Genomic DNA, 25,832 nt, shown 5'->3' on the forward strand with positions numbered 1-25,832 from the left:
CTCCTGTCAGCCCAGCCCGACGCGCAGGCAATCGTGAATATGCAGAAGGCCCTGCGCCAATCCCGGCTGTTCGGGGTCGACCACGAACAACGAGGTGATCTTGCGCGCGTTCATGATCGCCACGGCTTCTTCGGCCAGCGACTCCGGTGCGATCGTGGTCGGATTGCGGGTCATGACCTGTGCGGCTGTATTGTCCAGCAGCCCCTCCATGTGGCGCCGCAGGTCGCCGTCGGTGATGATACCGGCAAGTTTGCCATCCGCGTCCGTCACCCCGACCACGCCAAAGCCTTTCTGGCTGATCTCGATCAACGCGTCGCTCATCGGTGTATCGGCAGAAACCAGCGGCACCGCATGACCACTGTGCATCAGATCGCGTACGGCGCTCAGCTGCGCGCCCAGTTTGCCGCCCGGATGGAAGGCGCGGAAATCTTCTGGCTTGAAGTCACGATATTTCATCAGTGCAATCGCCAGCGCATCACCCATGGCCAGTGTCAGCGTGGTCGAAATCGACGGCACCATCCCATAACCGCAGGCCTCGCCAAGAGAGGGGATCAGCAAATGAACGTCCGCCTGTTTCATCAACGAGCTTTCGGGCTTGCTGGACAGGCCGATCAACGGAATGCCGAACCGGCGAGTGAAGGCCAGTAGATTGGCCAGTTCCGGTGCTTCGCCCGAATTTGAGATCGCCAGAACCACGTCTCCTTTCGACACCATCCCCAGATCGCCGTGACTGGCCTCGGCCGGATGAACGAAATAGGCCGGCGTGCCGGTGCTGGCCAGGGTTGCGGCGATCTTGTGGCCGATGTGTCCAGACTTACCGATGCCGCTGATGATGATCCGCCCTGTGGCCTGCAGGATCAGCTGAACGGCTTCGGCAAATCGGTCGTCAAGGCTGTCGGCCAAAACATCCAACGCCCGGGCTTCGTCGGTGATTACCTGACGGGCAACCTTCAGAAAGGATTCATTGTCTGTCATGAGTGCGCAAAAATATCCGTTTCAGGCCATCCGGCCAGATCCAGTCTGGCACGCATCGGCAGGAAGTCAAAACAGGCCTGCGCCATCTCGGTGCGCCCTTCGCGCTCCAGCCGCGCGTTCAAGGCATCACGCAGACGGTGCAGATACAGGACGTCGGAGGCCGCATAATCCAGTTGGGCCTCGGTCAGAGTCTCGGCACCCCAGTCGCTCATCTGTTGCTGTTTCGAGATATCGACGCCCAGCAACTCCTGACACAGGTTCTTGAGTCCATGACGATCGGTATAGGTGCGCACAAGGCGGCTGGCGATCTTGGTGCAATACACCGGGGCGGCCAACGCCCCGAAGGCATGATACATCGCGGCAATGTCGAACCGCCCGAAATGAAACAGCTTCAGCACATCCGGGTTTTCCAGCATGGCACTCAGGTTCGGCGCCGAGGTTTGCCCCTTTTCGACCTGCACGATATGGCAATCGCCGTCACCCCCGGACATCTGAATCACGCACAGGCGATCCCGGTGCGGGTTGAGACCCATGGTCTCGCAATCAATGGCCACGATCGGGCCCAGATCCAGCCCATCGGGCAGGTCGTTCTTGTACAGATGGTTCGCCACACGTGCTTCCTTCGTTCGGTATCGTCCCCGAAATAGGGTGTTTGGCCTGCAAACTCAACGCCATCCGGACCGATGCCGCGATTGATCTCAGGCAGGCTTGATGCATCCCCATGGGGGGATATGGTTAATGCATGAACCCTCACAAGCATTCAACACACCCGCAGATCATCGCGCGCCTGAAACGCGCACATGGGCATCTGGCCAAGGTCATCGCCATGCTGGACGACCAGGAGCCCTGTCCGGACATCGCTCAGCAGCTTTTCGCCGTGGAAAAGGCGATCACGAATGCCAAGCGGACACTGATCCATGATCATGTCGACCATTGCCTGGCTTCGGGCGACGCCGACTCGGTCGACGCCTTCAAGACCATCACCAAGTACCTGTGATGCTGAGCGTTCTGCAAAACCGGGTCTATCGTCACCTGCTTGCGGCGCAAATCGTGGCCTTGACGGGCACCGGTCTTGCCACGGTGGCCCTGGGGCTTCTGGCCTACGATCTGGCCGGAAGCTCTGCGGCCCTGGTTCTGGGTACGGCACTGACGATAAAGATGGTTGCCTATGTTACGGTCGCACCGGTGGCGGCGGCCATTGCGGAACGGCTAAACCGGCGAAAACTGCTTGTGACGCTGGACCTCATCCGCGCCGCAGTGGCGCTGTGCCTGCCGTTCGTGACCGACATCTGGCAGGTCTACGTTCTGATTTTCGTTCTGCAATCTGCCTCAGCCGGGTTCACCCCGGCGTTTCAGGCCACGATACCAGACGTTCTGACCGACCAGCAGGATTATACCAAGGCGCTGTCGCTGTCGCGCCTGGCCTATGATCTGGAAAGTCTGGTGAGCCCGATGCTGGCCGCGTTCCTGCTTATCTTCGTCAGCTTCGACAGCCTGTTTCTGGGGACAAGCCTCGGCTTTGTCGCCTCGGCCTTGTTGGTCATGTCGGTTGCCCTTCCCTCACCCACGCCCGTCCGGCCGCGCGGGATCTTCGACCGCACGACCCGCGGTCTGCGGATCTATCTGGCCACACCACGCCTGCGGGGATTGCTGGCTTTGAGCTGGAGCGCCGCAGCACTCAGCGCGATGGTCTTGGTCAATACCGTCGTCATCGTGCGTGCAAGCCTGGGGCTGTCCGATAGTGCCGTGGCCATCGCGCTGGCCGGATTCGGCGGTGGGTCAATGCTGGCGGCATTTGCCTTGCCGGCGGTATTGCGGCGGTTCGAGGACCGCAAAGTGATGCTGACGGGTGCGACGATTGCCACCGCGGCCATGGCGATTGCTGCGATCCTGTCTGCAGCTGTACCCATGAGCCTTGCCGGGCTGTCCGCAATCTGGGCACTGGTCGGCTTCGGATACTCGGCGACCCTAACCCCATCGGGGCGCCTGCTGACCCGTTCGGCCCATGCCGAAGACCGCCCGGCCGTATTCGCCGCCCAGTTCACCCTGTCGCATGCCTGCTGGTTGGTTCTCTACCCGCTGGCCGGATGGGTCATGACAGCGTTCGGTGCGACCGTAGCAATGGCTTTGTTGACCGTTTTGTCGCTGTGCGGTCTGGTCGGAGCTCTGTTGGCATGGCCTCGCGCCGAGCCGGGAGCGGTCATCCACCAGCATCCGGACCTGCCGATCGACCATCCGCACCTGTCGGGATCGGCAGAGCACGCCCACCCGATCATCATCGACGACCTTCACCCCCGTTACCCGCATCGGCCTTGAGCGCAGGCGCCAAACTGGCATACACCCGAACCATCCCTTCGGAACACGGAGCATCGATGGACCAGCTTGATCGCCGCATCATTGCCGCGCTGCAACACAACGCGCGCGCCTCGACCACCCATATCGCGGCAACGCTCGGGGTGGCGCGGACTACGGTGCATGAACGTATCAGCCGGATGGAGAGAAACGGTGTGATCGCCGGATATTCAGTGATCCTGCGTCAGGCCGAGGACACGCCCAAGGTCCAGGTCGTTGTCCTGCTGGAGGTACAGCAGAAAGAAACCGCCCGCATCATCAAGCGGCTCGAAGCCTATCCAGAGGTCAAGCTGTGCCTGTCGATCAATGGAGAATTCGATCTATTGCTGTCCGCCGAAGCGCCGCGGATCGAGGATCTGGACATTCTGGTTGATGAGCTAGCGGCGATCCCGGGAGTGCTGCGGACCAACACCAGCGTGGTGTTCGGCCGCCGCATCGATCGGGGCTGAGGTCCCGATAACCCTCTGTAAACCCAAAACTGGCTAGCTTGGCCCGGACACAAGAATCCCCGGACCGGCAGAATGCCAGAGCTCAAGTTTTTCATCTCGATCGCCGTTTGGCTAACCGCCGCCGCGCCTGCCGCCCTAGCATGGTCGGATGGCCACGCGATTGACGTCTGCGACCGGGCCGCGCGTCGGGCGGCAATAGCCGAAGGTGTGCCGCAGGATATCCTGTTGGCCGTTACCCGAACCGAGACCGGGCGCACGATGAAGGGCCGCCTGACACCCTGGCCCTGGACCGTCAATGTCGAGGGCAAAGGGTACTGGTTCGCCACCGAGACCGAGGCCAAGGCCTTTGTCTTCGACGTGTTCAAAGCGGGTGCGCGCAGTTTTGATATAGGCTGCTTCCAGATCAACTACCGCTGGCATGGCAAAGCTTTCCGGTCCATAGACGCTATGTTTGATCCGGATCAGAACGCAGCCTACGCCGCGCAGTTCCTGAAGACGCTCCATGCCGAACATGGTTCGTGGGGGCATGCGGTTGGTGCCTATCACTCGCGCACGCCGGACCTCGCACAGGCTTATACGGACCGGTTTGAAACCATCCTCGCCAATCTCGACGGCGTGCGGCTGGCGCAACCGGGACACCCGGGCCGCGATCCTTTTTCCCGGGCGGCCGCGCCTTTGATCCCGCCCGGTCGTGGCCGAACCGGGACGGGCCGCTTGGGCTCATTGGTTCCCTCCTCCGCCGCTGCTGCTGCGTTCATCGCGTTCGATCAGGAGTGACGCGTGCCAAAGCTTGACGCCCGATCCCTGTTTTCACCCACCGTTCTACTGACGTTGGCCTTGATGACGGTGATCGTCATGATGATCCTGCCAATGCCATCCTGGGTGCTGGACATTGGCCTTGCGGCCTCGTTCGCGCTAGCCATCCTGATTTTCACCCTGACCCTGTTCATCGAGCGACCGTTGGATTTCTCGTCCTTTCCAACGATCCTGCTGGCTTCGCTGATGCTGCGCCTGTCGCTCAACGTGTCGTCGACAAAGCTGATCATCGGGCAGGGTCATACCGGGCCCAACGCCGCCGGTGACGTCATCGAGGGCTTTGCCCAATTCGTCATGAGCGGCAGCATCTTCCTGGGCCTCGTGGTGTTCGGCGTGCTGCTGATCGTGAATTTCATGGTGATTACCAAAGGTGCGGCGCGCATGGCCGAGGTCGGGGCCCGCTTTGCCCTTGACGGTATGCCGGGCAAACAGCTTGCCATCGACAGCGACATGTCTGCCGGCGCCATCGATCATCAGCAAGCCAAGGAACGGCGCGAGCTTGAGCAACAAGAAACCACCTTTTTCGGGTCGCTGGACGGGGCATCCAAATTCGTCAAGGGCGACGCGATTGCCGGGCTGCTGATTACCCTGCTCAACCTGGTGATGGGGTTGATCATGGGGGTGATCGTGCACAGTATGCCGGTCGCCTCGGCGTTTGAAACCTATGCGATCCTGACCGTTGGTGACGGGTTGGTCACGCAGATACCGGCTGTCATCATCTCTATCGCATCCGCCCTGTTGCTGGCCCGCGGTGGCACGCAGGGTGCAACCGACACCGCCTTGTTCTCGCAACTGGGGCGTTATCCGGCTGCGCTGGCAACCGTTGCGATCCTGATGGTGCTGTTTGCGCTGGTGCCCGGGTTGCCTTTTCCGCCGTTCATTCTCGGCGGCGTGATCCTGGGCTATGCGGCCTTTGTTGTTCACAAAAAACAATCGGCTGCCACAGAGGCGGCGCAGATGCCGGCTTCGGACGCCGAGCCCAAGGCCTCACAAGGCATCGGAGACGTCCTTGACCTCGACGACGTTCACCTCGAATTTGCCCCGGATCTGGTCAGCATGGTGTTGAACCCCGGCACCGGATTGGACGCTCGGATCGCCAACATGCGGACCTACGTCGCGTCGAGCTTTGGATTGATCCTGCCGGAGATCCGGCTGACCGACCGGGCCGACTTGCCGACGGGCACTTACGTCATTCGTGTTCAGGGCGTCGAACAGGCCCGGGGAGTGCTTCACCCCGACCTGATCCTGGCGCTGGTGCAGGACGGGCTGGACCTGTTGCCGGAAGGCAATGACGTCACCGAACCCGTCTACGGCGCGCCCGCCCGATGGATCTTGCCCAAGGATCAAGAGGCCGCCGCGCTGAGCGGTGCAACCATCGTCACCCCGCCCGAGATTCTGGCGACCCATCTGCTGGAAATCATCAAGCAGAACTTCCCGCGCCTGCTGACCCTGAAATCCCTGCGTCGGTTCCTGTCCGAGATGACCCGCCTCAGCGACCCGGTCCGGGCCGAGGCAAACCGAAAGCTGCTGGATGAGCTGATCCCCGACAAGGTTCCGATCGACACCCTGCACGCGGTTTTGCGTCTGCTGCTCGAAGAACGGGTTTCGATCCGCAACATGGCGCTGATCCTGGAGAGCGTCGCCGAAGCGCGGATGACCACGACGCAGCCTGAGGCGATCTGTGAGATCGTGCGCCAGCGACTGGGCTTCCAGCTGGTGGCGGACCTGAAGCGTGGCGACGGCTCGATTCCCCTGATCCAGTTGGCGCCGGAATGGGAGGAGACCTTCTCCACCTACCAGATCGACACTCCGAATGCTGTATTGGATGTGGCGCTGCCCCCCAATCTGTTCAACAAACTGGCCGATGGCGTCGTCACGACGATAACACGCAGCGCGGATCAGGGTGTGTTCCCGGCGTTGGTAACCTCGACGCGGCGGCGCAGGTTGCTGCGTACCATCATGCACGCGCGGGGAATCTCGAATCCAGTCCTGTCGTTCGAAGAAATTGGGCTCGAAGCGCGGCCGGCGCTGGTCGGAACGGTGCCGGCGTGATTGGGCTGCCGCCGGATTTGCTGGCTCAGCTGGGGGGCATCCTGTGGTCCTCGTTTGCGGTTTTTCTCAGGGTTTCAGCGGTGGTTTCCCTGCTGCCAGCCTTCGGGGAGCGCAGCATTCCAACCCGTGTAAAGCTGGGGGTCGCAATCGCATTCACGCTGGTCGTCGCGCCGTCGGTTTCCGTTGCCGAGCCCGACAGTGGCCTGATGCCGCTGGTTCAATTGATACTGACCGAAATCCTGATCGGCCTGACCCTGGGGATCGGACTTCGGCTACTGGTACTCGCCCTTCAAACCGCCGGGTCGATGGCCGCGCAAGCCACGTCGTTGTCGCAGATCCTGGGTGGCGCCGCTGCGGACCCGGCCCCGGCGATGGGTCATTTCTTGACCCTGTCCGGGTTGGCCCTTGCCACACTGATGGGAATTCACATCCGGGCGACCCAATTCCTGATCGACAGCTATTCACTATTCCCGGTGGGTACGGCCCCAACAGCGACCGATCTTTCCCGTTGGGGGGTGTCGCAGGTATCGGGCAGCTTTGCATTGGCCTTTGGACTGGCCATGCCGTTTGTCATTGCATCATTGATCTACAACCTGGCCCTGGGTGTCATCAACCGGGCCATGCCTCAACTGATGGTCGCCTTTGTAGGCGCGCCGGCAATCACCTTTGCCGGTTTGTTCCTTCTGTTCGCGGGAGCGCCGATCATCCTTGCGGTCTGGTCTGACGTCCTGTTCCAGTACTTGCTTGATCCGACCGGAGCACCGGAATGAGCAGCTCGGACGATGACACTGACAAGTCCTTCGAGGCGACACCGCAGAAACTGCAGAAGGCTCGGGAAAAGGGTGAGGTCGTCAAATCAAATGACCTTTCCGCCGTTGCCGCCTATTCCGGCCTGACAATCGCTTTTTTGGCGGTCGGGCAGTTTTCGACCGAACATTTGGGATCATCCCTGATGGTTCTGATTGATCAGGCCCCGGAACTGTCACGGTTGTTGACGTCTGGCAGCGCGGCTGAACCGGTCGGCGGGCTGATGGAAAAGGTTGCCGTTTCCGCGGGAATTCTGTTGGCGGTTCCAGCGGCGTTTGTGTTGCTGAACCTCTTGGCACAGCGCGCCCTTGTGTTTGCCCCAAGCAAACTGACGCCGACGATGTCCCGCATTTCAATCCCATCCAATGCCAAGAACAAGTTCGGTCGTGCCGGACTTTTTGAGTTCCTCAAAAGCTTCATCAAGCTGGTGATCTACAGCATCTGCCTTGCCGTGTTTTTGAAATCCAACCTGGCGGACATCCTGACGGCTGCAGCCAGCCCCGCACGAGCCTCCATCCCGCTGATGATGAACCTACTGTTTCGGTTCCTGTTCATCGTCGTCGCCGTCACGTTGACCATCGGGGTCATCGACTACCTGTGGCAGTATTCCGAGCACATGCGCAAAAATCGAATGTCGCGCAAAGAACTGCAGGACGAGACGAAGGACTCGGAAGGCGATCCGCATGTCAAACAGCAGAGACGCCAGCGCGCGCAAGAGATTGCGACCAACCAGATGATGGCCGAGGTTCCAAAGGCCGACGTGGTCATCGTCAACCCCACCCATTTTGCGGTGGCATTGAAATGGACCCGCGCCCGTGGAACCGCACCCGTCTGCGTCGCAAAGGGCGTTGACGAAGTTGCCGCGACAATCCGCCGAACGGCAATGGAGTCAGGAGTTCCGATTCATTCGGACCCGCCGACGGCGCGAGCCCTGCATGCGACCGTCGAAATCGGAAAGGAGATAACGGAAGACCTGTATCGTCCGGTCGCTGCCGCCATCCGATTTGCCGAAGCCATGCGAAAACGCGCGAAGGGAACGGTCGGATGACACGCACGAAACTAGGGGATCTAGCGGCGGTCACGGCGGCTTCATTCGAAAGAGAGTTTCAGAAACTGAAACCGATACTTGAGGCCGAAAGCCGCATTCAGGCACAGATCAGCGCACTGAACGCGCAGGTCGCCCAAACGGCGTCGGACGCCGCGCAAACCCCTGGGTACCAGATCGCTGGCGCCGACGTCTTGTGGCACGGGTGGGAGTCCAGAACCCGGCGTGACCTAAACACTGAATTGGCGCGCGTCAGATCCCGGAAACTGGCAATGATGGAGGACCTTCGCCGAGCATTCGGCCGCAAGCAGGCGGTTGAGACGTTGCAGCGCGATCAAGAAACCGCGCTGCGCATTGCACGCGCCAGGAAACTGATGAACCAGTAAACCGAAAGCTGAAGCCCGCCCTTTTGGCGTCAGGTGCCCTGGCGGCTCACGCTCATGATCAAAACACGGGACACGTCATCGCCAAGGTCCTTTCGGGCAACCTCCAACAGAGACCTTCGCAGCACCTCAAGATTGTCCGATTGCGTGAATTCGCCGTCGAACCCACCAATATTCGCGTGATCAAACAGCACTTGAAGAAACCCGTCCCGCAGTTTCGGTTCGATTTTGTAGAACTCCTCCGAGATGCCCGGCCGGGTTTCCAGGCTCAGCGACATGGTCACCAGAGCAGAGATTTCGTTTTCTTCGACGACCGGAACGACGAACTGTTTGGTCAACTTGAGATACTCATAGGGACCAGCCTTGCCCGATGTCTCACTATGGCCGGAGGTTTTGTTCGCCTTGTCTGCCTTGGCGGTCTCCTCGGCGTGAGGCTCCGGTGCTTTGGCATCGGCCACGGTTTCCGCTGGTCCCGGTGTCAAAAATAGCCCAGCCGCAGCGCCGGCCCCGAGACCTGCAATCAAAAAGAGAACGGGGAGCAGTTTCTTCATCATTTGAACACCTTAGAACGGCAACAGCGCGTCCAGCACCTGTTGCCCGTATCGTGGCTGCTGAACCTCCGTGATCTGGCCGCGGCCGCCATAGGACACCCGTGCAGACGCAATCTTGTCGTAGGTAATCTCGTTCTGGCGCGAGATGTCCTGCGGACGCACATAGCCAGACACCAGCAGCTCGCGAAGTTCGAAATTCACCCTCAGTTCCTGTGTTCCGGAAATCGACAGGACGCCGTTCGGCAGGACATCGATCACCGTTGCGGCGACGCGCAGTGTCAGCTTTTCCTTGCGTTTCACCGACCCCTTGCCCTTGCTGACTGACGCGGAGTCGATCGAAACCGCCTCGTCCAGTGACGCACCATCGGGCAGGTGCTTCGCTGCGCGCTGGGGCAACCCCAAGAGGCCGGGAACCTCGAGATCTTCCGAGCTGCCGCGCGACCGGTTTGTATCGTTCGAGATTTCGGCCTTTTCATCCAGCTCGATCACGACAGTCAGAATATCGCCCTTCTTGATGGCGCGCTGATCGCCCAGCAGAGACTGCTGACCCCCACTCCACAGAGACGCCCGGTCCACGGCGCGCTGGGATTGAGTGTGCAACGGCAAACCCGGCCACAACATCGCCACGTGTTCCGGAGTTTCCGTAGTTGGCGACAGGCTGGGCGGTTTGCCCAGATGGTCCAAACGCCCGCAGGCAGAAAGGGACAGGATAGCCAGCAACAGGGATCTGGACAGTTTCATGATCAATATACCTCGATTTGGCCGTCAGAACGGATTTTTCCGGTTACCGTCGTTCGTGACGACAGGTTCATGACTCGGATGCGATCACCGGCGGCTCCGCGGCCCAGCGCGCGCCCTTCGACCGCGATGGACAGTCCGCCTTTCACGAAGACAAGCGTCACCAGATCGTTTCGATCGACCAGGGCGGGAGGGCCGACACTTGCCTTCAGAATTGGCCGACCGGGATACAGAGCGGTCTTGGCTTCCTGCCCGATCAGGTCTGCAGGATCATTTGCCGCGCCGGGTGCCTCACCGGATTTCACCTGAAGATCAGCGGATTCAATGATCTCCTTGGCCCGGATCGTTCTCGTCGGCACGACTATGTCAGCAAAGGCGGCAACCGGAAGAAGCCACAGGGATATGAAGGCCACGACCCGCATCAGCGTACCTGTGTCGTCGCGCCCATCATCTGGTCGACGGCCGAAATCACCTTGGCATTCATTTCGTAGCCGCGCTGCGCCTCGATCAGATCGGTCACCTCACGTACCGCATCAACCGAACTGTCTTCCAAATAGCCTTGACGCAGCATTCCGAGCCCGTCCTCGCCTGGGGTGCCCACGATCGGAGCGCCCGAAGCCTCGGTTTCCTTGAACAGGTTGCTGCCGATGGCCTCGAGGCCCTTGGCATTGGAAAAGCTGGCCAGCGTGAACTCCCCCAGCAGTTGCCCTTCCGCGGTGTCGTCAAAATAGGCGTAGACCTCGCCGGACGCGTTGATGGAAATCGACCGCGCGTCGTCCGGGATGGTGATTTCGGGGGCGACCGCAAACCCGTCCGAAGTGACGATGAGGCCTTCGGCCGATCGCTTCAGACTGCCGTCACGGGCATAGGCCGACTGGCCGTTTGGCAGAACCACCTCGAGATATCCGCGCCCTTCGATCGCGATGTCCAGGTCACTGCCCGTCGCGGACAACGCGCCTTGGGCCAACTCGACAGTCACGGCCGCGGGACGAACACCCAGACCAAGCTGTATTCCCGTCGGCAGGACAGTCCCGTCCGCGGCGTTCACCGTGCCGGCCCGAGCCATCTGCTGGTAGTGCAGATCCGCAAATTCAGCCCGTCGTGCGTTGTAGCCCGTGGTCGACATGTTCGCCAGGTTGTTCGAGATCGTCTCGACCCGCATTTGTTGCGCCGCCATTCCAGTCGCGGCAATTTTCAGGGCTCGCATTTCGGTTTCTCCTGCAGTTTCAGATCAGCGCATAAAGGTTTTCAAGGCGCCGCGGACCCTTTCATCTTCGGCGTCAAGAAAGCTCTGACCCAGTTCGTAGGCACGCTGGATTTCGATCAGCCGGGCCACCTGGCCGATGGCGTTGACGTTCGAACCCTCCAGAAACCGGTTCAGAACCACTGGCTGCTCGACCGGCTCGACCTCGCCTTCCGGTTTGAACAGGGTGCTGCCTTCCCGCACCAACTCGGTGCCTTCCGCGGGCTGAACCACCCCGATCTGCCCCAAAGCCTGTCCATTCACGCTGAGCGTTCCGTCGCCGCCCACATCAATGGTTGCTGCGTCCGGTGGGATGAAGACCGGGGCCCCGTTGCTGTCCAGCACGCGGTGCCCATCCATCGTCACCAGATCGCCATTGGCGTCCGGTGAAAAGCTGCCCGCCCGGGTCAGACGGTTGCCGGACAGAGTTTCAACCAAGAAAAACCCACTGCCTTCGATTGCAAAATCGAATTGCCCACCGGTTTCCGTCAACACGCCCTGTGCAAAAGACGTGTTGCGCGCCTGAGCACGGCTCATGGACAGAGAGGGGCTGCCGGGAAGGTCCCGCACAAACTCGGAAAACACCAAACCCTGCTGGCGGTAACCCGTCGTGTGCGCATTGGCGATATTGTTCGCGACCAAGCGCATTTCGTTCATCAGCCCGGTTTGACGGGACAAGGTGACGTAGGCTGTGTCCATCAGCGGCCTCCTGCGATCAGCGGAACCAGTGTTGAGGTGAAGAATGTGACCAGCGTCTGCGTCATGAAGCCCATCGAGACCCAGAACACGATGACGATGGCCACCAACTTGGGAACGAAGGTCAGGGTCATCTCCTGGATGGATGTCAGGGCCTGGAACAGGCCCACGGTCAAACCCGTGACCAGCGCAACCGTCAGAATCGGAACTGACGTGATCACGGCAATCCACAGGGCCTGACGCACGACGTCATAGAACAGACCTTCGCTGAGCATCGTTCAGACCGGCATCCGCAGAATTTCCTGGTAGGCCTCAACGACCTTGTTGCGCACGACAACCGCTGTTTCGACCGCAAGTTCGGTCTGGGCCAGTGCCTGCACGAGGGCATGTGGGTCGGCCTGACCAATCATGGCCGCATTGGCGACCTCTTCGCTGTGTTTCAGGCTTGCCGCAAAGTCCTGAAAGGTTGCGCGCAGCCCTTGTGCCGCGCCACTTGTTCCCGGATCTGCTTGGGTGGCCGGGCGGGCATGCGTATAGCTCTGAGCCGCGGTGATCGATCGGATATCCATTCTGGCTTTCCTTTATTTTCTCAACAATTCCATGAGGCTGGCCGACATCTGTCGGGTCTGGTCGAACATCTTGAGGTTTGCTTCGTAACTGCGTTGCGCTTCACGCGCGTCGGCGATCTCGACCATAAGATCGACATTGGACCCCGCGTAATATCCGCTGGCGTCCGCCATCGGGTGACCGGGATCATAGATCCGGGGCAACGCCCGCCGGTCCAGCCTGACCCGACCGGCCTGAACCAGATCAGTGCCGTCCTTTTGCACCGTCTCGAAAGGGACCGATTTGCGCCGGTAACCCGGAGTATCCGCGTTCGAGATGTTTTCCGAAACATGGCGCAGGCGCGCAGCCTCCGCCCGCAGCGCGCTGGCGGTGACGGCCAGGGATCTGGAGAAATCGCTCATGACGGCTTCCTCACGCCTTGCCCAGACCGGTGCGCAGGATCCCGATCGAGGACTTGTAGATGGCCAGCGCGCGGTCATGCTGTCGCTTGACCTCGACCGCATTCAGCATTTCTTCTTCGAGCGAAACACCATTGCCATTGGGATCGACGGCCCCGCCGCGCATATGCTCGGCCCAAGTCATGCCGCCCGGCCCGACACCGTTCAAATGACCGTCGCGGGTCGCGCTCATTGCGCTGGTGGCACTGGATTTTTCAAAGGCTTCCACGAAAGGCTCAATATCGCGAGCCCGGTAGCCAGGCGTATCCGCGTTGGCCATGTTGCGCGAGATGACGGCCTGCCGTTGTCCGGCGTGGGTTGCCAGGGCGTACGCAACTTTAAAGACGTTCAGGTCCGAGAACATCGGGGCTTCTCCCTCGATCAATTTCAATCAAGGCTTAACCCCGATTCCTTTAGAAACCGTTTTCAGAAACCAATTGGAGCCGACGCCATGTCCGACCTCGATCCCTCGATTCTGAAGTGCCAGTTCGAACGGCTTTCTCCGGTGCGGCACATGGGTCTGGTCGCGGGTGTTTCCGGTGGGGTGATCGAGGTCGAAGGGCTGGCGGAACACGCGCGCATCGGCGACCATCTGATTTTGCAGCGACGCGACGACCAACCGTTGGCTGGCGAAGTGCTGCAGGTCGAGGCCGGGGCTGTTCACATGCTGCCTGGCGCAGCCCCCGACGGCGTGCGCTTGGGGGACCGGGTCTATCTTGAGCCGACTCCCGTTTTTGCACCCGGTTTGCATTGGCTTGGTCGCGTGGTCGATCCGTTCGGCAAACCGCTGGACGGTAAACCGCTTCTGCCCGGGACTCAGGCCCGCAATGTCATGTCCGCGCCCCCCCGGGCCGTCGACCGCAAACCGCTGGGAGACCGTATGGCCACCGGGTTGGCGATTTTGAATACCCTGCTTCCGATCGTCCAGGGGCAGCGTGTCGGCCTTTTTGCGGGGTCGGGTGTGGGAAAATCAAGTTTGCTGGCAACGCTGGCCAGATCCATGCAAACCGATGCAGTGGTCGTCGCACTGGTGGGCGAACGCGGGCGCGAAGTGAATGAATTCGTCAAGACCGCGTTGGGCGCCGAAGGTATGGGGCGCTCGATCGTGGTTGCGGCCACGTCCGACCAATCAGCTCTGGCCCGCCGGCGCTGCGCCTGGTCTGCGATGACAGCGGCCGAGTTTTTGCGGGATCAGGGTCTGAGCGTTCTGTTCCTGTGCGACTCTGTCACCCGGTTCGCCGAGGCGCATCGCGAGATCGCCGTCGCCATGGGTGAGGCCCCGTCCCTGCGGGGTTTTCCGCCTTCGGTCACACCGATGATCGCCGGCCTTTGTGAACGCGCCGGCCCGGGAACCGCCGATCAGGGCGACATCACCGCCGTGTTCAGCGTTCTGGTCGCGGGTTCGGACATGGATGAACCGGTGGCCGACATCCTGCGCGGCGTTCTTGACGGGCATATCGTGCTAAGTCGCGAGATCGCCGAGCGAGGGCGCTTTCCAGCCATCGCGCTCAGCCGTTCGGTCTCGCGCTCTTTACCGGCTGCGGCGACACCCGAGGAAAACAAGCTGATCACCGAAGCCCGCCGGTTGGTCGGAAGCTACGAGCAGTCCGAAGTGATGATCAAGGCGGGTCTGTACACGCCGGGCACGGACCCGCTCCTGGATCAGGCGGTTCGCATCCATGACGAGCTTGATGGCTTTTTCGGCAAACTCGATCCGGACGGAGTCCAGAACAGTTTCAACCGCCTTTCGGTCATCCTGCGCCGGGCCAGCGCCGGGATGGTCCAATGATGGGTCAGCAAAGGTCTGAACAGTTTTAGATATTAAGCCGCCCTTAATCCCCGCGCTGTTAATCCAATGGGTGGGTGAAAAAGGGTGGTTTAGATGGGTGCGCAATCAAATGCGGCGCCGATCATCATCAAGAAGAAGCGCGTTTCGGGTGGCGATGGCCATCACGGCGGCGCCTGGAAGGTCGCGTATGCGGACTTCGTGACGGCCATGATGGCGTTCTTCATGTTGATGTGGCTGTTGAACGCAACGACAGAAAAGCAACGCAAGGGTTTGGCGGACTACTTCTCTCCGACAATTCCGATCAATCCCGTTTCCGGCGGGGGCGACGGGGCCTTTGGGGGCGACAATATGTTCTCGGAGAAAACCATGGTGATAGACGGCTCGGGAGCGACGAACAAGAACCCGACCGAGGCCAAGCACGCGCGGGGTTCGACCGGTGTGGATGCCGATGGCGGCGGGCGCGGCGCGTTCGAAGACTTCTCGTCGCTCGAGGCGCGGCTGCTGGGGCGGTCAGGCGAAAGCATGGTGTCCAAAAAGGCCTTGAAGCATATTGTCACTCGGGTGACGGACGAGGGTCTGATCGTCGAGCTGTTCGATACCGAAGATGAGCCGTTGTTCGAGAGAGGTTCCGATTCTCCAACGCAGATGATGCGTGCACTGGTACTGCTGGTTGCACGTTCATCGGACATGGTGATGAATTCCATCTCGGTCGAGGGTCACGTGCATTCCTCTCCGGTGGTTCTGGCCCGAAATCCGTCGTGGGATCTGTCGACTTCGCGCGCGCAGGTGGTACGGCAGATGCTTCAGGACAAGGGGGTCGGCGCCAAACGGCTTGAACGGGTCACGGGTCATGCCGATCGCAAGCTGGCGGTGAAAAACCCGATGGCGGCCCGCAACAACCGGATCGAGATCGTGTTTCTACGCAATCCCTGAGATCGGAGGATATCTGGCATTTTACTTGTTAGCGCGCTGTTAAGGCCCAGCGCGTTAGCTGTTGCGGGAACGATTTACGCAACAGAAGGGCGTGCCGATGACAATTTCCTCTTCGCTGAATGCCGGTGTGGCCAGCTTGAAGGCCAACGCGAACAGGTTGGCGACCATATCGGACAATATCGCCAACTCTTCGACCTACGGTTACAAGCGGGTTGAGACGGATTTTCATTCGATGGTGACGTCGGGCCAGGGCGGAAGCTATTCGGCGGGCGGCGTCCGGACCACCAGCCAGCGACTGATCGATCAGCGTGGCTCGCTGGTTACCACCAACAACTCAACCGACCTGGCCGTGCGCGGCCGGGGCATGCTGCCGGTTCGCCCAAGTTCCCAGATTGGAACCGATTCAAACGAAATGCTTCTGACCACCACCGGATCCTTCCGAACCAATGCGGAAGGGTATCTGGTTACCGAGTCCGGACTTGTGCTGCTGGGCTGGCCCGCCAACGCCGATGGGTCCATTCCCAACGTTTCGCGCGACACACCCGCAGCGTTGCAGCCGGTTCAACTCAGCGTCAATCAATTGTCCGGCTCGCCGACCACCGCAATGAACCTGCGCATGAACCTGCCCGCCACGGCCACCGATGCCGGCGCACCTGGTGACACGCAGCCCTTGTCCGTCGAATATTTCGACAATTTGGGCAAACCCGAGAATGTCGATATCGAGCTTGTCCCGACGGTGCCGGCCGCCGGGTCCAGCAACGAATGGACGATGATCTTGCGCGACTCCGCTTCGGGCGGTGCCGTGATCGGTGAATATACGCTGACATTTACGGACAGCAGAACCGCAGGCGGTACCCTTGCCAGTGTGACCACCGTGTCCGGTGGCACCTATGATCCGACCACCGGCAGCTTTGTCGTCAACGTCGCCGGCGGCCCGATGGAGGTCAATATCGGTCTGATCGGTGACAGCGATGGAATCACTCAACTGTCCGACACGTTTGCGCCGGTTTCGATCACCCGGGACGGATCCGCAGTCGGGACCATGTCCAGCGTTCAGGTCGATGAAAACGGATACGTCTACGCGCTGTATGACACGGGCGTCACCCGTCGGATGTACCAGATACCGCTGGCGGACGTCCCCAACCCGAATGGGCTGACCGCGCTCGACAGCCAGACATATGCGCCGTCTCGCGACAGTGGAACTTATTTCCTGTGGGATGCCGGCGAAGGTCCGACGGGCGAATTGATTTCCTTCGCGCGCGAAGAATCGACGACCGACGTTGCGACTGAACTGACGTCGATGATCCAAACCCAGCGCGCCTATTCGTCCAGCGCGAAGGTGATCCAGACAGTCGACGAAATGTTGCAGGAAACAACCAACATCAAGCGCTGATCTGAACCTGCAAAGCGGAAAGGAACGGCCTCATGAGCATGTCAACGGCCCTGAATAACGCGCTGGGTGGGCTGGGCGCGGCAAGCCGCGGCGCAGCCGTCGTCTCGGGCAACATAGCCAATGCGCTGACGCCCGGCTACGCCAAGCGGACGTTGGAGCTGACCACCAACTCTATTTCCGGCAACGGCGTCAGGGTCGTGGGAATCACCCGCCATCAAGACCCTGTTCTGATGGCGAACCTGCGCGCGGCAACGGCGGATGGCGCGGCGGCCTCGGCAATCTCGGAGTTTTACTCGCAATTCGAAGCATTGGTCGGTACCCCCAATGAAGGCAGATCGATCGCGGTATCTTTGAGCGCATTCGAGAACAGCTTGATCACGGCCGCAAGCAATCCCGGCTCGGTCGAGCGTCTGGATCTCGCGGCGCGCGCAGCTGGGGATCTGGTTGCCGATCTGAATACGGCGTCCGACGGCCTCAGCAAGATGCGTTCTGACGCGGACCGAACAATCGGGACGTATGTCGAAACACTGAATACAACCCTGAAAGATATCGAAGCATTGAATGCCAAGATCCCGGCTGTTGAAAACGCGGGCGGCGATATCAATGGGTTGCTGGATCAACGTCAGGTTCTCATTGACCAAGTCAACCAACTGGTTCCGGTCAATGTCGTGACGCGCGACAACAACCGCGTCTCACTGTACTCCGACGGTGGGCTGATACTGCTGGAAGGATCCGCCGCAGAGTTCGCGTTCTCGGTTACCGGTGATACCAAACCGCACATGACCGTAGGGAACGGACTGCTCTCCGGGCTCGAGCTCAATGGACGGCCAGTCCGCACATCCGGTGATTCCGCACAGATCCGCGGGGGCGCTCTGGCAGCCCAGTTTGACATTCGCGACGTGTTGGCCATCGACGCGCATGAGGACCTGGATGCAGTCGCGCGCGATCTGATCGAACGGTTCGAAACTGCCGGCCTGGATCCGACCGCGATGCCGACTGATCCAGGCTTGTTCACCGATGCCGGCGCCCGTTTCGATGCCACGGCGCCAGCGGGGCTCGCGTCCCGTCTTGAGCTCAACCCGATTGTCGATCCAGATGCCGGCGGCGACAGTTGGAAACTGCGCGCGGGGTTGGGGGCCGTTGGACCGAACGACCCCGGTGAGGCAACCCAGCTGCAGGCTTTTGGCGCCGTATTGACCACGCCGCGCCCTGCCCCGGCTTTCGGCACAGGGGCCCTGCGGGCCAGTGAAGTGTCGGTGTCGCTTTTGTCCAAAGCTGGCACAGCTGCCCATACCGCTCAATCACGCCAAAGCTACGCATCCAATGCGCAACTCCAAATGGAACAGTTAGTGGCCGAGCAGGGCGTGGACAGTGACACCGAGTTGCAGCGCTTGATGCAGATTGAACAGGCCTATGCCGCCAATGCGCGGATCATCACTGTTGTCGACGAATTGATGGATTTGCTGCTGAGGATGTAACCATGACCTTGAATTCGATTGGTGATCTGGCCCGCGGTCTGACCTTGCGCGCGCGCAGCACCGAGATCAAAACGCAGATCGAAACCCTGTCCTATGAGATGTCTACGGGACAAACCGCTGACATTTCTGGGCGTCTCAGTGGCGATTACTCGCATCTGCTGGACCTGGATCGAAAAATTGCACAGCTGGACGCCTTCTCTTCGGCGACCGCCGAGGCAAATCTGTTTGCTGATACCACTCAGATCAGTCTCGAGACATTTGAGACCTCGATCGGCGAGGTTTCGGCTTCTCTGCTCGCGTTTGGGACGTCCAACCAAGCGACTTCGCATGCTCAGGCCTCGGCTCAGGCGCGCAACGAACTGGACACGATGATTTCTTCACTGAACACGCGGGTCGGTGGCCGCAGCTTGTTCGCGGGAACCGCCACGGACACCTCTCCGTTGAAGTCGACGGACACGCTACTGGCTGCTCTGCGAACCGAATTGGCAGGGCTGACAACCCTGACCGATATTCGCCAGGCGGCCGACGATTGGTTCAATGACCCTGCCGGATTCGAGGCAGTCATGTACAACGGGTCCAACACGACCCTCGCACCAATGCAGATTTCGGAGACCGAGCGGGTGAACATGCAGTTCACGGCCAATGATCCGAAACTTCGGGATGGATTGCGCGATGTCGCGCTTGCGGCCTTGGCGACGGAGGGCGCGCTGGGATGGCCACCAGACCTGCAGACTGCCTTGTTTACCGATCTGGGCGTGGCTCTGGCCAACACCAAAGATGACGTCGTGACGATGCGCGCTCAGATCGGAGCGGTGCAAGCCCGCATCGAACAGGCCGAAACACGAAATGCGGCGGCCAGGACCAGTTTTGAATACGCGCACAACGAACTTGTCGCCGCCGATCCCTACGAAACTGCGGCACACCTGCAGACCGTGCAGTTCCAGCTCGAAAGCCTCTATTCGGTCACTGTCCGCAACTCGACCCTATCATTGGTGAATTTCCTGAGATGAGACTTCTGGCCTTCCTTCTGATCATGCTGCCTTCGGTGGCGGTTTCCGGGGCTGTCCGGCTCAAGGATCTGGTGAATTTTGACGGTGTGCGCGGCAATGACCTCGTGGGATATGGCCTTGTCGTTGGACTGAACGGAACCGGTGACGGGCTGCGCAATTCCCCGTTCACCGAAGAAATCATGTCGAACATACTGGAACGGTTGGGTGTAAACGTCACTGGCGAGGACTTTCGCCCCAAGAACGTCGCCGCCGTTCTTGTCACCGCCACCCTTCCGCCCTTTGCGAGGGTGGGCGGGCAGATCGATGTGACCGTTTCGGCGATCGGAGATTCCAAAAGCCTGCTGGGCGGCACGCTCGTCATGACACCGTTGAACGCCGCGGATGGGCAGATCTACGCAGTTGCGCAGGGCACCGTTCTGGCAGGTGGTGCAGTCGCCGAGGGCGACGCTGCATCGGTTGTTCAAGGAGTCCCGACATCCGGTGTCATCCCCGCCGGGGCCCGGGTCGAGCAGGAGATCGACTTTGAATTGTCAGGTCTTTCCCAATTGCGGTTGGCCCTGCGCGAGCCGGACTTTACGACCGCCGGTCGGATCGAAGCGGCCATCAACCGCGAGTTCAATCGCGCCGTTGCGGTCATGCGCGACTCGGGCACGGTGGAATTGAGCATCCCGGAAACGCGGGCCCCTTCCACGGCGCATGCGATCGGCCGGATCGAAAACATCCTGATTGAACCCGAAACCAAGGCTCGCGTGGTTGTAGATCAACGCTCCGGCACGATCGTCATGGGGCAGGAGGTCCGAATCTCACGTGTCGCGGTTTCCCAAGGCAACCTGACACTTCGGGTAGAGGAATCTCCGATCGCCGTTCAGCCCAATCCCTTTGCCACAGGGGAGACCGTTGTTGTGCCGCGAACCATCGCAGGGATTGAGGAAGACGCCGGCACCGGGTTGGCAGAAATCCCCGAAGCGACGACGCTGTCGCAGGTGGTTGCCGGCCTGAACGCGTTGGGCGTGTCCCCGCGGGATATGATCGACATCCTCAAAACCATCAAAGCCGCCGGGGCCCTTCATGCCGAGTTTGTCGTCAGATAGCGGGACGCCTAGCCGGGTAGCCGATGGTCAAACTGGTTCCCGGTTCTGGTCTATTTTGACTTCCAGCTGTCCAGCCAGCGCCGGAAGCTGGATCTTCGTTCGTCGATCGCATCCCCAGCGGCGTAGAGACCATCCTCGACGCTTTCAAGCATGGGGTCGATGCGGGCTTCGCGGAACCTGCGCCAACGCACCCAAAGCGCCCAGACGATGGCAAAAAAAACGGTCAGGAAAATGATGTTGAACCAGGGAATGATGCGGACGTCCGGTCCTTCGACATGTTTGATGAAGATGGCATTCGGGAAGATCGACAGAAACTCGTTGCGCCAGCCGTAGTGGGTCACGACAACCCAATCCGGATCATCCTTGTCCGAGATCGCGTCGTTGGCTTCGGTGTAAAGGTTGGCGGTATCGAACTTGAAATAGGGTGGCCAACCCCAGCTGGTATCTTCGTTCCGATAGACGATCGGCTTGCCGTTCGCCCGCACGGCCTGGATGAACTGCACATCGCGGTTCGAAAGGCTGGTCGACTGATCATCGGGCTCGGACCAGAAAATGCGGGTCCAATCCGTCAGATCCTGCCGCTCTTCGTAGGTGTTTACGATGCGGACAATGTCGTGTTGCGGCAGCGAGTATTGCAGGATCGCACCCAGCGTGATCCAGAAAATCAGGATGAACGCCCATTTGATGTAGACCATTCCCAAAACCTCACATGTAGTTCACGACATAGATCAGCGCGGCGATCGCCACCCAAGGCACGATATAAACACCCAGGATCAGTTTGCGACGGAACGAATTGTCATAGACATGCAATCCGCGTTCGACAAAGGCTTCCTTGTTGCCGGTCTTGCCTTTCTCTTCCCACCACGTCTCAAGCTTTTGTCGCCGGACCCGACGCGAGTAAAGAGACAAGGCAAAGTAGGCAATCGTCTGAACGACGAGCAGACCGAGAAACAGGCGCATTGCTCCGAACATATCACTCTTTCCTTACCGCGCCCCAGGGGCCGACCCGTGCGATCACCGCCTCGCTGACCCGGTCCTCGCCGCTCATGTCGGGTTCATGCCCGAACAGTGCGGCGCGGGCCCCGGCCTTGTCCACTTGATATTCACGGGCAAGAAACTCGGCCACATAGGCCTTTTTCGGCTCTGGCCAGCCACCATAGGTGCGGTAGAACAGTTCCTTGTGGCAAATGAACATCTGGCGCGGGTCCAGCGGGTCAAGCTCGGCCAGCAGCATATTCACAAGATCGCGGTTCGGGGTATTAGCGGCGCGCAGCGAATAGAAATAGGCCGGATGATCCGAGGTGATACGCGGCCAAGGCCCGCCATCTGTCGCCCAGCGCAACAATTGCGCGAGGCCATGATAGGCTTCGGGCAAGCGATCCGCGTGATTGCGCGCCAAACGCCGCATGTCGCTGCGGTCCAGCCCGGTCAGATCAATGCCCGCATCCGCAGTGGCGTCAACGGTCAGAAAGTCCATCTTCTGTTGCAGGATCGCGGCGGCATCCACGCCGCGGGCCTTGACGATCGGCTCGACCAGATCGTTGTAATTCAGAAATTTGGCAATCTGGTTTCGCTGCGACGGATCAAAGACATATTTGATCGGCAAATCCTCTGGCCTTTCACCCATGCAGATCGCCGCCGGGTGATCCAGATCCGGGAACAGATACATGCCACCGAAATGCGCCGTCCAGAAGTTGCGCTGTTCAAACACCGTGTGGCGGAGCCGGACAGGGTTGCGGGTGACGTCGCCGGTTTCCTTAGCGGTTTCGATCATCTTCGCGATCAGCACATCATCGAACCACGCGTCTTCTTCGGTTTTGAACTGTTCCACCATGCCCGCCAGCTGCTCGGCCTTGCGCAAGGTGCCGCCGACGGTGTCGGCCTCGATCTCAATCTTGCGCAGGTTCAGCAGGTCGCGCGGGGTGGTGAGTTCGAAGACCGAGTTCACCAACTCTCCGGCCACCGCATCGGTGGCGGTCAGGGCGAACAACTGCGCCTCGTTCATCTCGATGAATTCACGCATGATATCGCGCGAGGTCGATAATTTGACGTTCAGCAGCGGCGCGCGTTTCTGCTCGGTCGTCAGCAGGATGAATTGCCGGTTGACCCCGTTGGGGTTGAGGTAGAGCGGGTCGTCCAGTTCAATCCCCACCTCCGGCGAATAGCCCGAGATATCGACATGGAAATCCGTCAGCGCCGTGCTCTTGCCCGCCAGATGCTGCAGCGCGCGGTTATACCGCTCGACCAGAGCCGGGCTGGAGATGTGGACGAGATTGCCAAACATCAGGCCTTTTTCGATGAGGCGGATCATTCGGTGGCCTCACTTCTTAAAAAGATAGGGGTCTTACTTCCATTTACCTCACCAACCAGTTCTGGATCCAACCAAAGTAACTTCTGGCGAGCTGTCCTGTCCGGTAGGCGATCCAACACTAGAGAGGTTGCTATCAGTTCATAGGCTTTGTTGGCCCATTTAGTCGCCGCCAGATTCCAGTCCAACCATTCTTTCAAAAGCTGGTTTTTTTCTTCTCTAGGATTAAGCGAGGCTCCAGCGCGGTTGAACCGACCGACGAACATTACTTCTTCTCCAAATGGATACCAAGAATTTCCGTCTTGCTCATGCAGGTAAAACTTGCAGTTGGCGTTGTCGGGAATGTGGGCAAGGTTCTTTTTTGCGGCCTTGAAAGAGTAATGGTTTGTGGCCTCGTGCCTAATTGCTCGAGCAACTTCGTAACCGGGCTGCTCCTTCATTCCAGAAAAGGCGTCGAAGGATTCTTTTGCCAAACGAATTACATTTTCGTTTTTTGTCCCTTTCGAGATCGCGAGATCAGAAATGGTCTCATAGAACTCGAACAATTTTGCCGACCAGTACCTAAGCATCACCATAATTTGGAGCGAAATCGCAGAGTCCACGATTTCATCTCCAGTCGTTTTGTGAGTGGAGAAAAGATATAATCTGCTGATCGAATTAGACTCCGAGGCGGCATAACTTGCCAAAGCGAACAATGCCTTTTCATCGACCGAAAGTGCCTCAAGGTCTTTCAGATAAATTGGGAGTTCAATGATTTTCTCAATTGCCTTCATTGAGTGAGCCTATCCCTTCCCCTCCAGATACCGCCGCTTGGCCTCTTCCATCCGGCCCATCTCGCGGACGGCGTTTTCGATGGCGACCTCGTCGCTCTTGTCGGCATATCGGAACTCGCTGTCGGCGTAGCGGTTGATCTCCTGGATCACCATCTCGACGGTGATCGGCTGGCGCAGTTCTTCGATCATCGCCTTCTTGGTGTCGTAGTCGCGGAACAGGAACAAGTCGGGGTTTTCCATCCATTCGTCGGGCAGTTCGAAATCCATCGCGCGGACCTTCACTGCGTCGGTGATGTTCTTGATCGCGCGGCCGGTAAAACGCTCATCCGCCTGCTGGATCGCCTTGAGGTAGGTGCCCAGTTTGGCGATGGTGTCCAACTGGCCGATCTCATCAGAAACACGCTCATAGACCTGCAGCAAAGCATCCTCATGCGGGCGCGAGTGGCTTTCGAAACTGGCGGCGACGGCCTTCTTGAGTTCCTGCGCGGCATAGGCTTCGTGTTCACCCAGCGGGATGTCGTGGTTGCGGCCCATCAGCAGGTGCAGAATGTCGATGTAATCCTCGCGCGTTTGCGGCCCGTCCACCAGGAACCGCGCACCCGCCCGCTGGCGCAGGGCGTCGTCCACATTCTCGGGGTAGTTCGAGAACATGCCAAAGGTGCAGTTGCCGCGCACCACGGTGTTGGCCCCAGCAAAGCTCTCCATCAGCACGGCGGTGATTTCCAGCTGGCCCGCGCTGGACTGCCGGTCGCCCCGTTTGCCCGCCAGCTGATCGATATCGTCGATCGTGCCAAAACCGATGACCGAGGGGTCGATGATCGTGTTGATGAACGCCTTGGCATTCTGGCCGGATTTTCCCTGATAGCTGTCGATATTGTCGGTGCTCAGGTTCTGATAGCGGAATGGATAGCCCGCGTTCTGGCAGTAGTCATTAATCAGCCCGGCCATCATCTGGATCAGGGTCGTCTTGCCGGTGCCCGGCTTGCCGTCGCCCATGAAGGTAAAGATGAATCCGCCAAGCTCCGCGAACGGATTCAGGCGGCGGTCAAAATCATAAGCCATCAGCATCTTGGCTAGCTTCATGGCCTGATACTTGGCGATATGATTGCCCACCACCTCGTTCGGTTTCTTGAACGTCATGGTGAGCGTGGTGGATTTGGCCTTCGACGCGGGCTCAAATCCCCGGATCGTCAGATCGTCGGCCTCGATATGCCAGGCGGCGTTCTGGAACGGGGCCAGATGGCCAGCCGTTTGCGCGCGCAGAGCAGCTTTTTCCATCAGTTGCTCTGCATAGGCACTGGTGGCCGCGATCAGATGGGCATCATCGGGCGCGTGCTTGGCCAGAACCTGATCCAGCTCCCACAGGGCACCGTGCAGGGCGAGTTGGCCGTTGTCTGTCAGGACCTCTTCGATTTCACCGATTTCGACCGTGGTCTCCCCCAGATGCGAGGACATCAGATAGGCCAACGCATTGCCGAAGGTGTGCAAGGTGATCAACGCTTCGGCGGTCAGCAGATCCGAGAATTCGGTCTTGCGCGCGGCGGCAAGATCTCCAGCCAGATTGGCGCGTTTCAGATCGGCCAGCGGGGTCTGGTCCGCATAGGTTTCGGCCACGGCAAAAGCGATGGCAATCGCCCGGCGGATCGCCTGCTGTGTGGTCGCCTGCTGTGGGGACACCAGCGCGTCGCCGTCATCCGCGGCCTCGATCCGTTCGACCAGATGCACCCCATCGGCCCGCGCAGTGCGGCGGGTTACCAACCCCGGCGTGGTCGACCGGAACCGCCGCCCCGTCGACACACCCGGTGACCGTTCGACGGCGGCCTCAGCGAGTTTGGCTATACGCGGCGCATGCTCGAACCCGTTCAACAATGCGGTGGCGGCAGGATAGTGCTTGCGAATATCGTCTTCGCGCAATTCCATCTGGTCTGATGTCAAACTCATTTCAA

30 protein-coding genes are annotated in these 25,832 nt (G+C 59.9%); 14 read left to right on the forward strand and 16 right to left on the reverse strand.

Features of this window, described 5'->3' with window-relative positions; genetic code table 11:
* Window positions 1–6: 6 nt before the first annotated feature.
* Entirely contained in the window at window positions 7–975 is a 969-nt protein-coding gene (locus tag ACR0IR_RS15185) for a KpsF/GutQ family sugar-phosphate isomerase (RefSeq protein WP_170365585.1), read from the reverse strand.
* The gene (locus ACR0IR_RS15190) at window positions 972–1,586 is read right to left on the reverse strand and encodes a ribonuclease D (RefSeq protein ID WP_093963642.1); all 615 of its coding nucleotides are present in this window, start codon (window positions 1,584–1,586) and stop codon (window positions 972–974) included. Before ACR0IR_RS15190 ends, ACR0IR_RS15185 begins: the two co-directional genes overlap by 4 nt.
* A 131-nt stretch (window positions 1,587–1,717) precedes the next feature.
* Here ACR0IR_RS15190 and ACR0IR_RS15195 point away from each other — a divergent pair, with 131 nt between their 5' ends.
* The 8 genes from ACR0IR_RS15195 (at window position 1,718) to ACR0IR_RS15230 (ending at window position 8,882) form a co-directional block, all read left to right on the forward strand.
* Window positions 1,718–1,972 carry a metal-sensing transcriptional repressor gene (locus ACR0IR_RS15195; RefSeq protein WP_170365587.1) on the forward strand — a complete coding sequence of 85 codons (255 nt, stop codon included), beginning with the start codon at window positions 1,718–1,720 and terminating at the stop codon, window positions 1,970–1,972.
* Window positions 1,972–3,291 carry an MFS transporter gene (locus ACR0IR_RS15200; RefSeq protein WP_170365588.1) on the forward strand — a complete coding sequence of 440 codons (1,320 nt, stop codon included), beginning with the start codon at window positions 1,972–1,974 and terminating at the stop codon, window positions 3,289–3,291. Before ACR0IR_RS15195 ends, ACR0IR_RS15200 begins: the two co-directional genes overlap by 1 nt.
* A 56-nt stretch (window positions 3,292–3,347) precedes the next feature.
* Entirely contained in the window at window positions 3,348–3,776 is a 429-nt protein-coding gene (locus ACR0IR_RS15205; RefSeq protein WP_093963783.1) for an Lrp/AsnC family transcriptional regulator, read from the forward strand.
* A 72-nt stretch (window positions 3,777–3,848) separates the two neighbouring features.
* The gene (locus ACR0IR_RS15210; protein ID WP_170365589.1) at window positions 3,849–4,553 is read left to right on the forward strand and encodes a transglycosylase SLT domain-containing protein; all 705 of its coding nucleotides are present in this window, start codon (window positions 3,849–3,851) and stop codon (window positions 4,551–4,553) included.
* Between the two features lie 63 nt (window positions 4,554–4,616).
* The gene (gene flhA / locus ACR0IR_RS15215; protein ID WP_174825028.1) at window positions 4,617–6,644 is read left to right on the forward strand and encodes a flagellar biosynthesis protein FlhA; all 2,028 of its coding nucleotides are present in this window, start codon (window positions 4,617–4,619) and stop codon (window positions 6,642–6,644) included.
* On the forward strand, window positions 6,641–7,414 hold the full coding sequence (locus tag ACR0IR_RS15220) for a flagellar biosynthetic protein FliR (protein WP_170343148.1): 774 nt from the start codon (window positions 6,641–6,643) through the stop codon (window positions 7,412–7,414). The genes flhA and ACR0IR_RS15220 overlap by 4 nt, the downstream gene beginning before the upstream one ends.
* Window positions 7,411–8,499, forward strand: coding sequence for a flagellar type III secretion system protein FlhB (gene flhB / locus ACR0IR_RS15225; RefSeq protein WP_480779135.1), 1,089 nt, complete (start codon window positions 7,411–7,413; stop codon window positions 8,497–8,499). The genes ACR0IR_RS15220 and flhB overlap by 4 nt, the downstream gene beginning before the upstream one ends.
* The gene (locus ACR0IR_RS15230) at window positions 8,496–8,882 is read left to right on the forward strand and encodes a hypothetical protein (RefSeq protein ID WP_174821774.1); all 387 of its coding nucleotides are present in this window, start codon (window positions 8,496–8,498) and stop codon (window positions 8,880–8,882) included. Before flhB ends, ACR0IR_RS15230 begins: the two co-directional genes overlap by 4 nt.
* Before the next feature lie 29 nt (window positions 8,883–8,911).
* On the opposite strand, the gene ACR0IR_RS15235 is transcribed toward ACR0IR_RS15230, so the two are convergent.
* From ACR0IR_RS15235 to ACR0IR_RS15275, 9 genes are read right to left on the reverse strand one after another with little or no spacing between them, the layout of a single operon-like run.
* Window positions 8,912–9,430, reverse strand: coding sequence for a flagellar basal body-associated FliL family protein (locus tag ACR0IR_RS15235; RefSeq protein WP_170360344.1), 519 nt, complete (start codon window positions 9,428–9,430; stop codon window positions 8,912–8,914).
* 12 nt (window positions 9,431–9,442) lie between these two features.
* Complete coding sequence (gene flgH, locus ACR0IR_RS15240; protein WP_480779136.1) at window positions 9,443–10,171, reverse strand: flagellar basal body L-ring protein FlgH; 729 nt, start codon at window positions 10,169–10,171, stop codon at window positions 9,443–9,445.
* Window positions 10,172–10,173: 2 nt separating this feature from the next.
* Window positions 10,174–10,590 (reverse strand): flagellar basal body P-ring formation chaperone FlgA, encoded by a 417-nt coding sequence (gene flgA / locus ACR0IR_RS15245; protein ID WP_170365600.1) that lies wholly within the window; start codon window positions 10,588–10,590, stop codon window positions 10,174–10,176.
* Window positions 10,590–11,375 carry a flagellar basal-body rod protein FlgG gene (gene flgG / locus ACR0IR_RS15250; protein ID WP_170365602.1) on the reverse strand — a complete coding sequence of 262 codons (786 nt, stop codon included), beginning with the start codon at window positions 11,373–11,375 and terminating at the stop codon, window positions 10,590–10,592. Before flgG ends, flgA begins: the two co-directional genes overlap by 1 nt.
* Before the next feature lie 24 nt (window positions 11,376–11,399).
* The gene (locus ACR0IR_RS15255) at window positions 11,400–12,110 is read right to left on the reverse strand and encodes a flagellar hook-basal body complex protein (protein ID WP_170365604.1); all 711 of its coding nucleotides are present in this window, start codon (window positions 12,108–12,110) and stop codon (window positions 11,400–11,402) included.
* A complete protein-coding gene (locus ACR0IR_RS15260) occupies window positions 12,110–12,382 on the reverse strand; it encodes a flagellar biosynthetic protein FliQ (RefSeq protein ID WP_170365606.1) in 273 nt (90 codons plus the stop codon). The genes ACR0IR_RS15255 and ACR0IR_RS15260 overlap by 1 nt, the downstream gene beginning before the upstream one ends.
* 3 nt (window positions 12,383–12,385) lie before the next feature.
* The gene (gene fliE / locus ACR0IR_RS15265) at window positions 12,386–12,676 is read right to left on the reverse strand and encodes a flagellar hook-basal body complex protein FliE (protein WP_170365607.1); all 291 of its coding nucleotides are present in this window, start codon (window positions 12,674–12,676) and stop codon (window positions 12,386–12,388) included.
* A gap of 12 nt (window positions 12,677–12,688) precedes the next feature.
* Complete coding sequence (gene flgC / locus ACR0IR_RS15270; protein WP_170365610.1) at window positions 12,689–13,075, reverse strand: flagellar basal body rod protein FlgC; 387 nt, start codon at window positions 13,073–13,075, stop codon at window positions 12,689–12,691.
* A 10-nt stretch (window positions 13,076–13,085) separates the two neighbouring features.
* Window positions 13,086–13,475: a FlgB family protein gene (locus tag ACR0IR_RS15275; protein WP_170365611.1), complete on the reverse strand. Its 390-nt coding sequence runs from the start codon at window positions 13,473–13,475 to the stop codon at window positions 13,086–13,088.
* Window positions 13,476–13,562: 87 nt separating this feature from the next.
* On the opposite strand from ACR0IR_RS15275, the gene ACR0IR_RS15280 reads away from it, so the two are divergent.
* From ACR0IR_RS15280 to ACR0IR_RS15305, 6 genes are all read left to right on the forward strand, one after another.
* Window positions 13,563–14,900 carry a FliI/YscN family ATPase gene (locus tag ACR0IR_RS15280; RefSeq protein WP_170365612.1) on the forward strand — a complete coding sequence of 446 codons (1,338 nt, stop codon included), beginning with the start codon at window positions 13,563–13,565 and terminating at the stop codon, window positions 14,898–14,900.
* Window positions 14,901–14,993: 93 nt separating this feature from the next.
* Window positions 14,994–15,833 (forward strand): flagellar motor protein MotB, encoded by an 840-nt coding sequence (locus ACR0IR_RS15285; protein WP_170365614.1) that lies wholly within the window; start codon window positions 14,994–14,996, stop codon window positions 15,831–15,833.
* Window positions 15,834–15,930: 97 nt separating this feature from the next.
* Window positions 15,931–17,226 carry a flagellar hook protein FlgE gene (locus ACR0IR_RS15290; RefSeq protein WP_170343156.1) on the forward strand — a complete coding sequence of 432 codons (1,296 nt, stop codon included), beginning with the start codon at window positions 15,931–15,933 and terminating at the stop codon, window positions 17,224–17,226.
* 38 nt (window positions 17,227–17,264) lie between these two features.
* Window positions 17,265–18,704: a flagellar hook-associated protein FlgK gene (gene flgK, locus ACR0IR_RS15295; RefSeq protein ID WP_254441593.1), complete on the forward strand. Its 1,440-nt coding sequence runs from the start codon at window positions 17,265–17,267 to the stop codon at window positions 18,702–18,704.
* A 2-nt stretch (window positions 18,705–18,706) separates the two neighbouring features.
* Window positions 18,707–19,714: a flagellin gene (locus ACR0IR_RS15300; protein ID WP_170365618.1), complete on the forward strand. Its 1,008-nt coding sequence runs from the start codon at window positions 18,707–18,709 to the stop codon at window positions 19,712–19,714.
* Window positions 19,711–20,805 (forward strand): flagellar basal body P-ring protein FlgI, encoded by a 1,095-nt coding sequence (locus tag ACR0IR_RS15305; RefSeq protein WP_170365620.1) that lies wholly within the window; start codon window positions 19,711–19,713, stop codon window positions 20,803–20,805. Before ACR0IR_RS15300 ends, ACR0IR_RS15305 begins: the two co-directional genes overlap by 4 nt.
* 50 nt (window positions 20,806–20,855) lie before the next feature.
* On the opposite strand, the gene ACR0IR_RS15310 is transcribed toward ACR0IR_RS15305, so the two are convergent.
* The 5 genes from ACR0IR_RS15310 to ACR0IR_RS15330 are packed head-to-tail and all read right to left on the reverse strand — an operon-like array spanning window position 20,856 to window position 25,827.
* On the reverse strand, window positions 20,856–21,500 hold the full coding sequence (locus ACR0IR_RS15310; protein WP_093963661.1) for a DUF1523 family protein: 645 nt from the start codon (window positions 21,498–21,500) through the stop codon (window positions 20,856–20,858).
* A 10-nt stretch (window positions 21,501–21,510) separates the two neighbouring features.
* On the reverse strand, window positions 21,511–21,777 hold the full coding sequence (locus ACR0IR_RS15315; protein WP_093963662.1) for a hypothetical protein: 267 nt from the start codon (window positions 21,775–21,777) through the stop codon (window positions 21,511–21,513).
* A gap of 1 nt (window position 21,778) precedes the next feature.
* Window positions 21,779–23,116, reverse strand: a complete 1,338-nt coding sequence (locus ACR0IR_RS15320) for a DUF6638 family protein (RefSeq protein ID WP_170365622.1) — start codon at window positions 23,114–23,116, stop codon at window positions 21,779–21,781.
* On the reverse strand, window positions 23,113–23,886 hold the full coding sequence (locus tag ACR0IR_RS15325; RefSeq protein ID WP_170365623.1) for a hypothetical protein: 774 nt from the start codon (window positions 23,884–23,886) through the stop codon (window positions 23,113–23,115). The genes ACR0IR_RS15320 and ACR0IR_RS15325 overlap by 4 nt, the downstream gene beginning before the upstream one ends.
* A 9-nt stretch (window positions 23,887–23,895) precedes the next feature.
* Window positions 23,896–25,827 carry an AAA family ATPase gene (locus ACR0IR_RS15330; protein ID WP_170365625.1) on the reverse strand — a complete coding sequence of 644 codons (1,932 nt, stop codon included), beginning with the start codon at window positions 25,825–25,827 and terminating at the stop codon, window positions 23,896–23,898.
* Between the last annotated feature and the right edge of the window lie 5 nt (window positions 25,828–25,832).

Source organism: Ruegeria sp. CF2 (genome assembly GCF_056537385.1).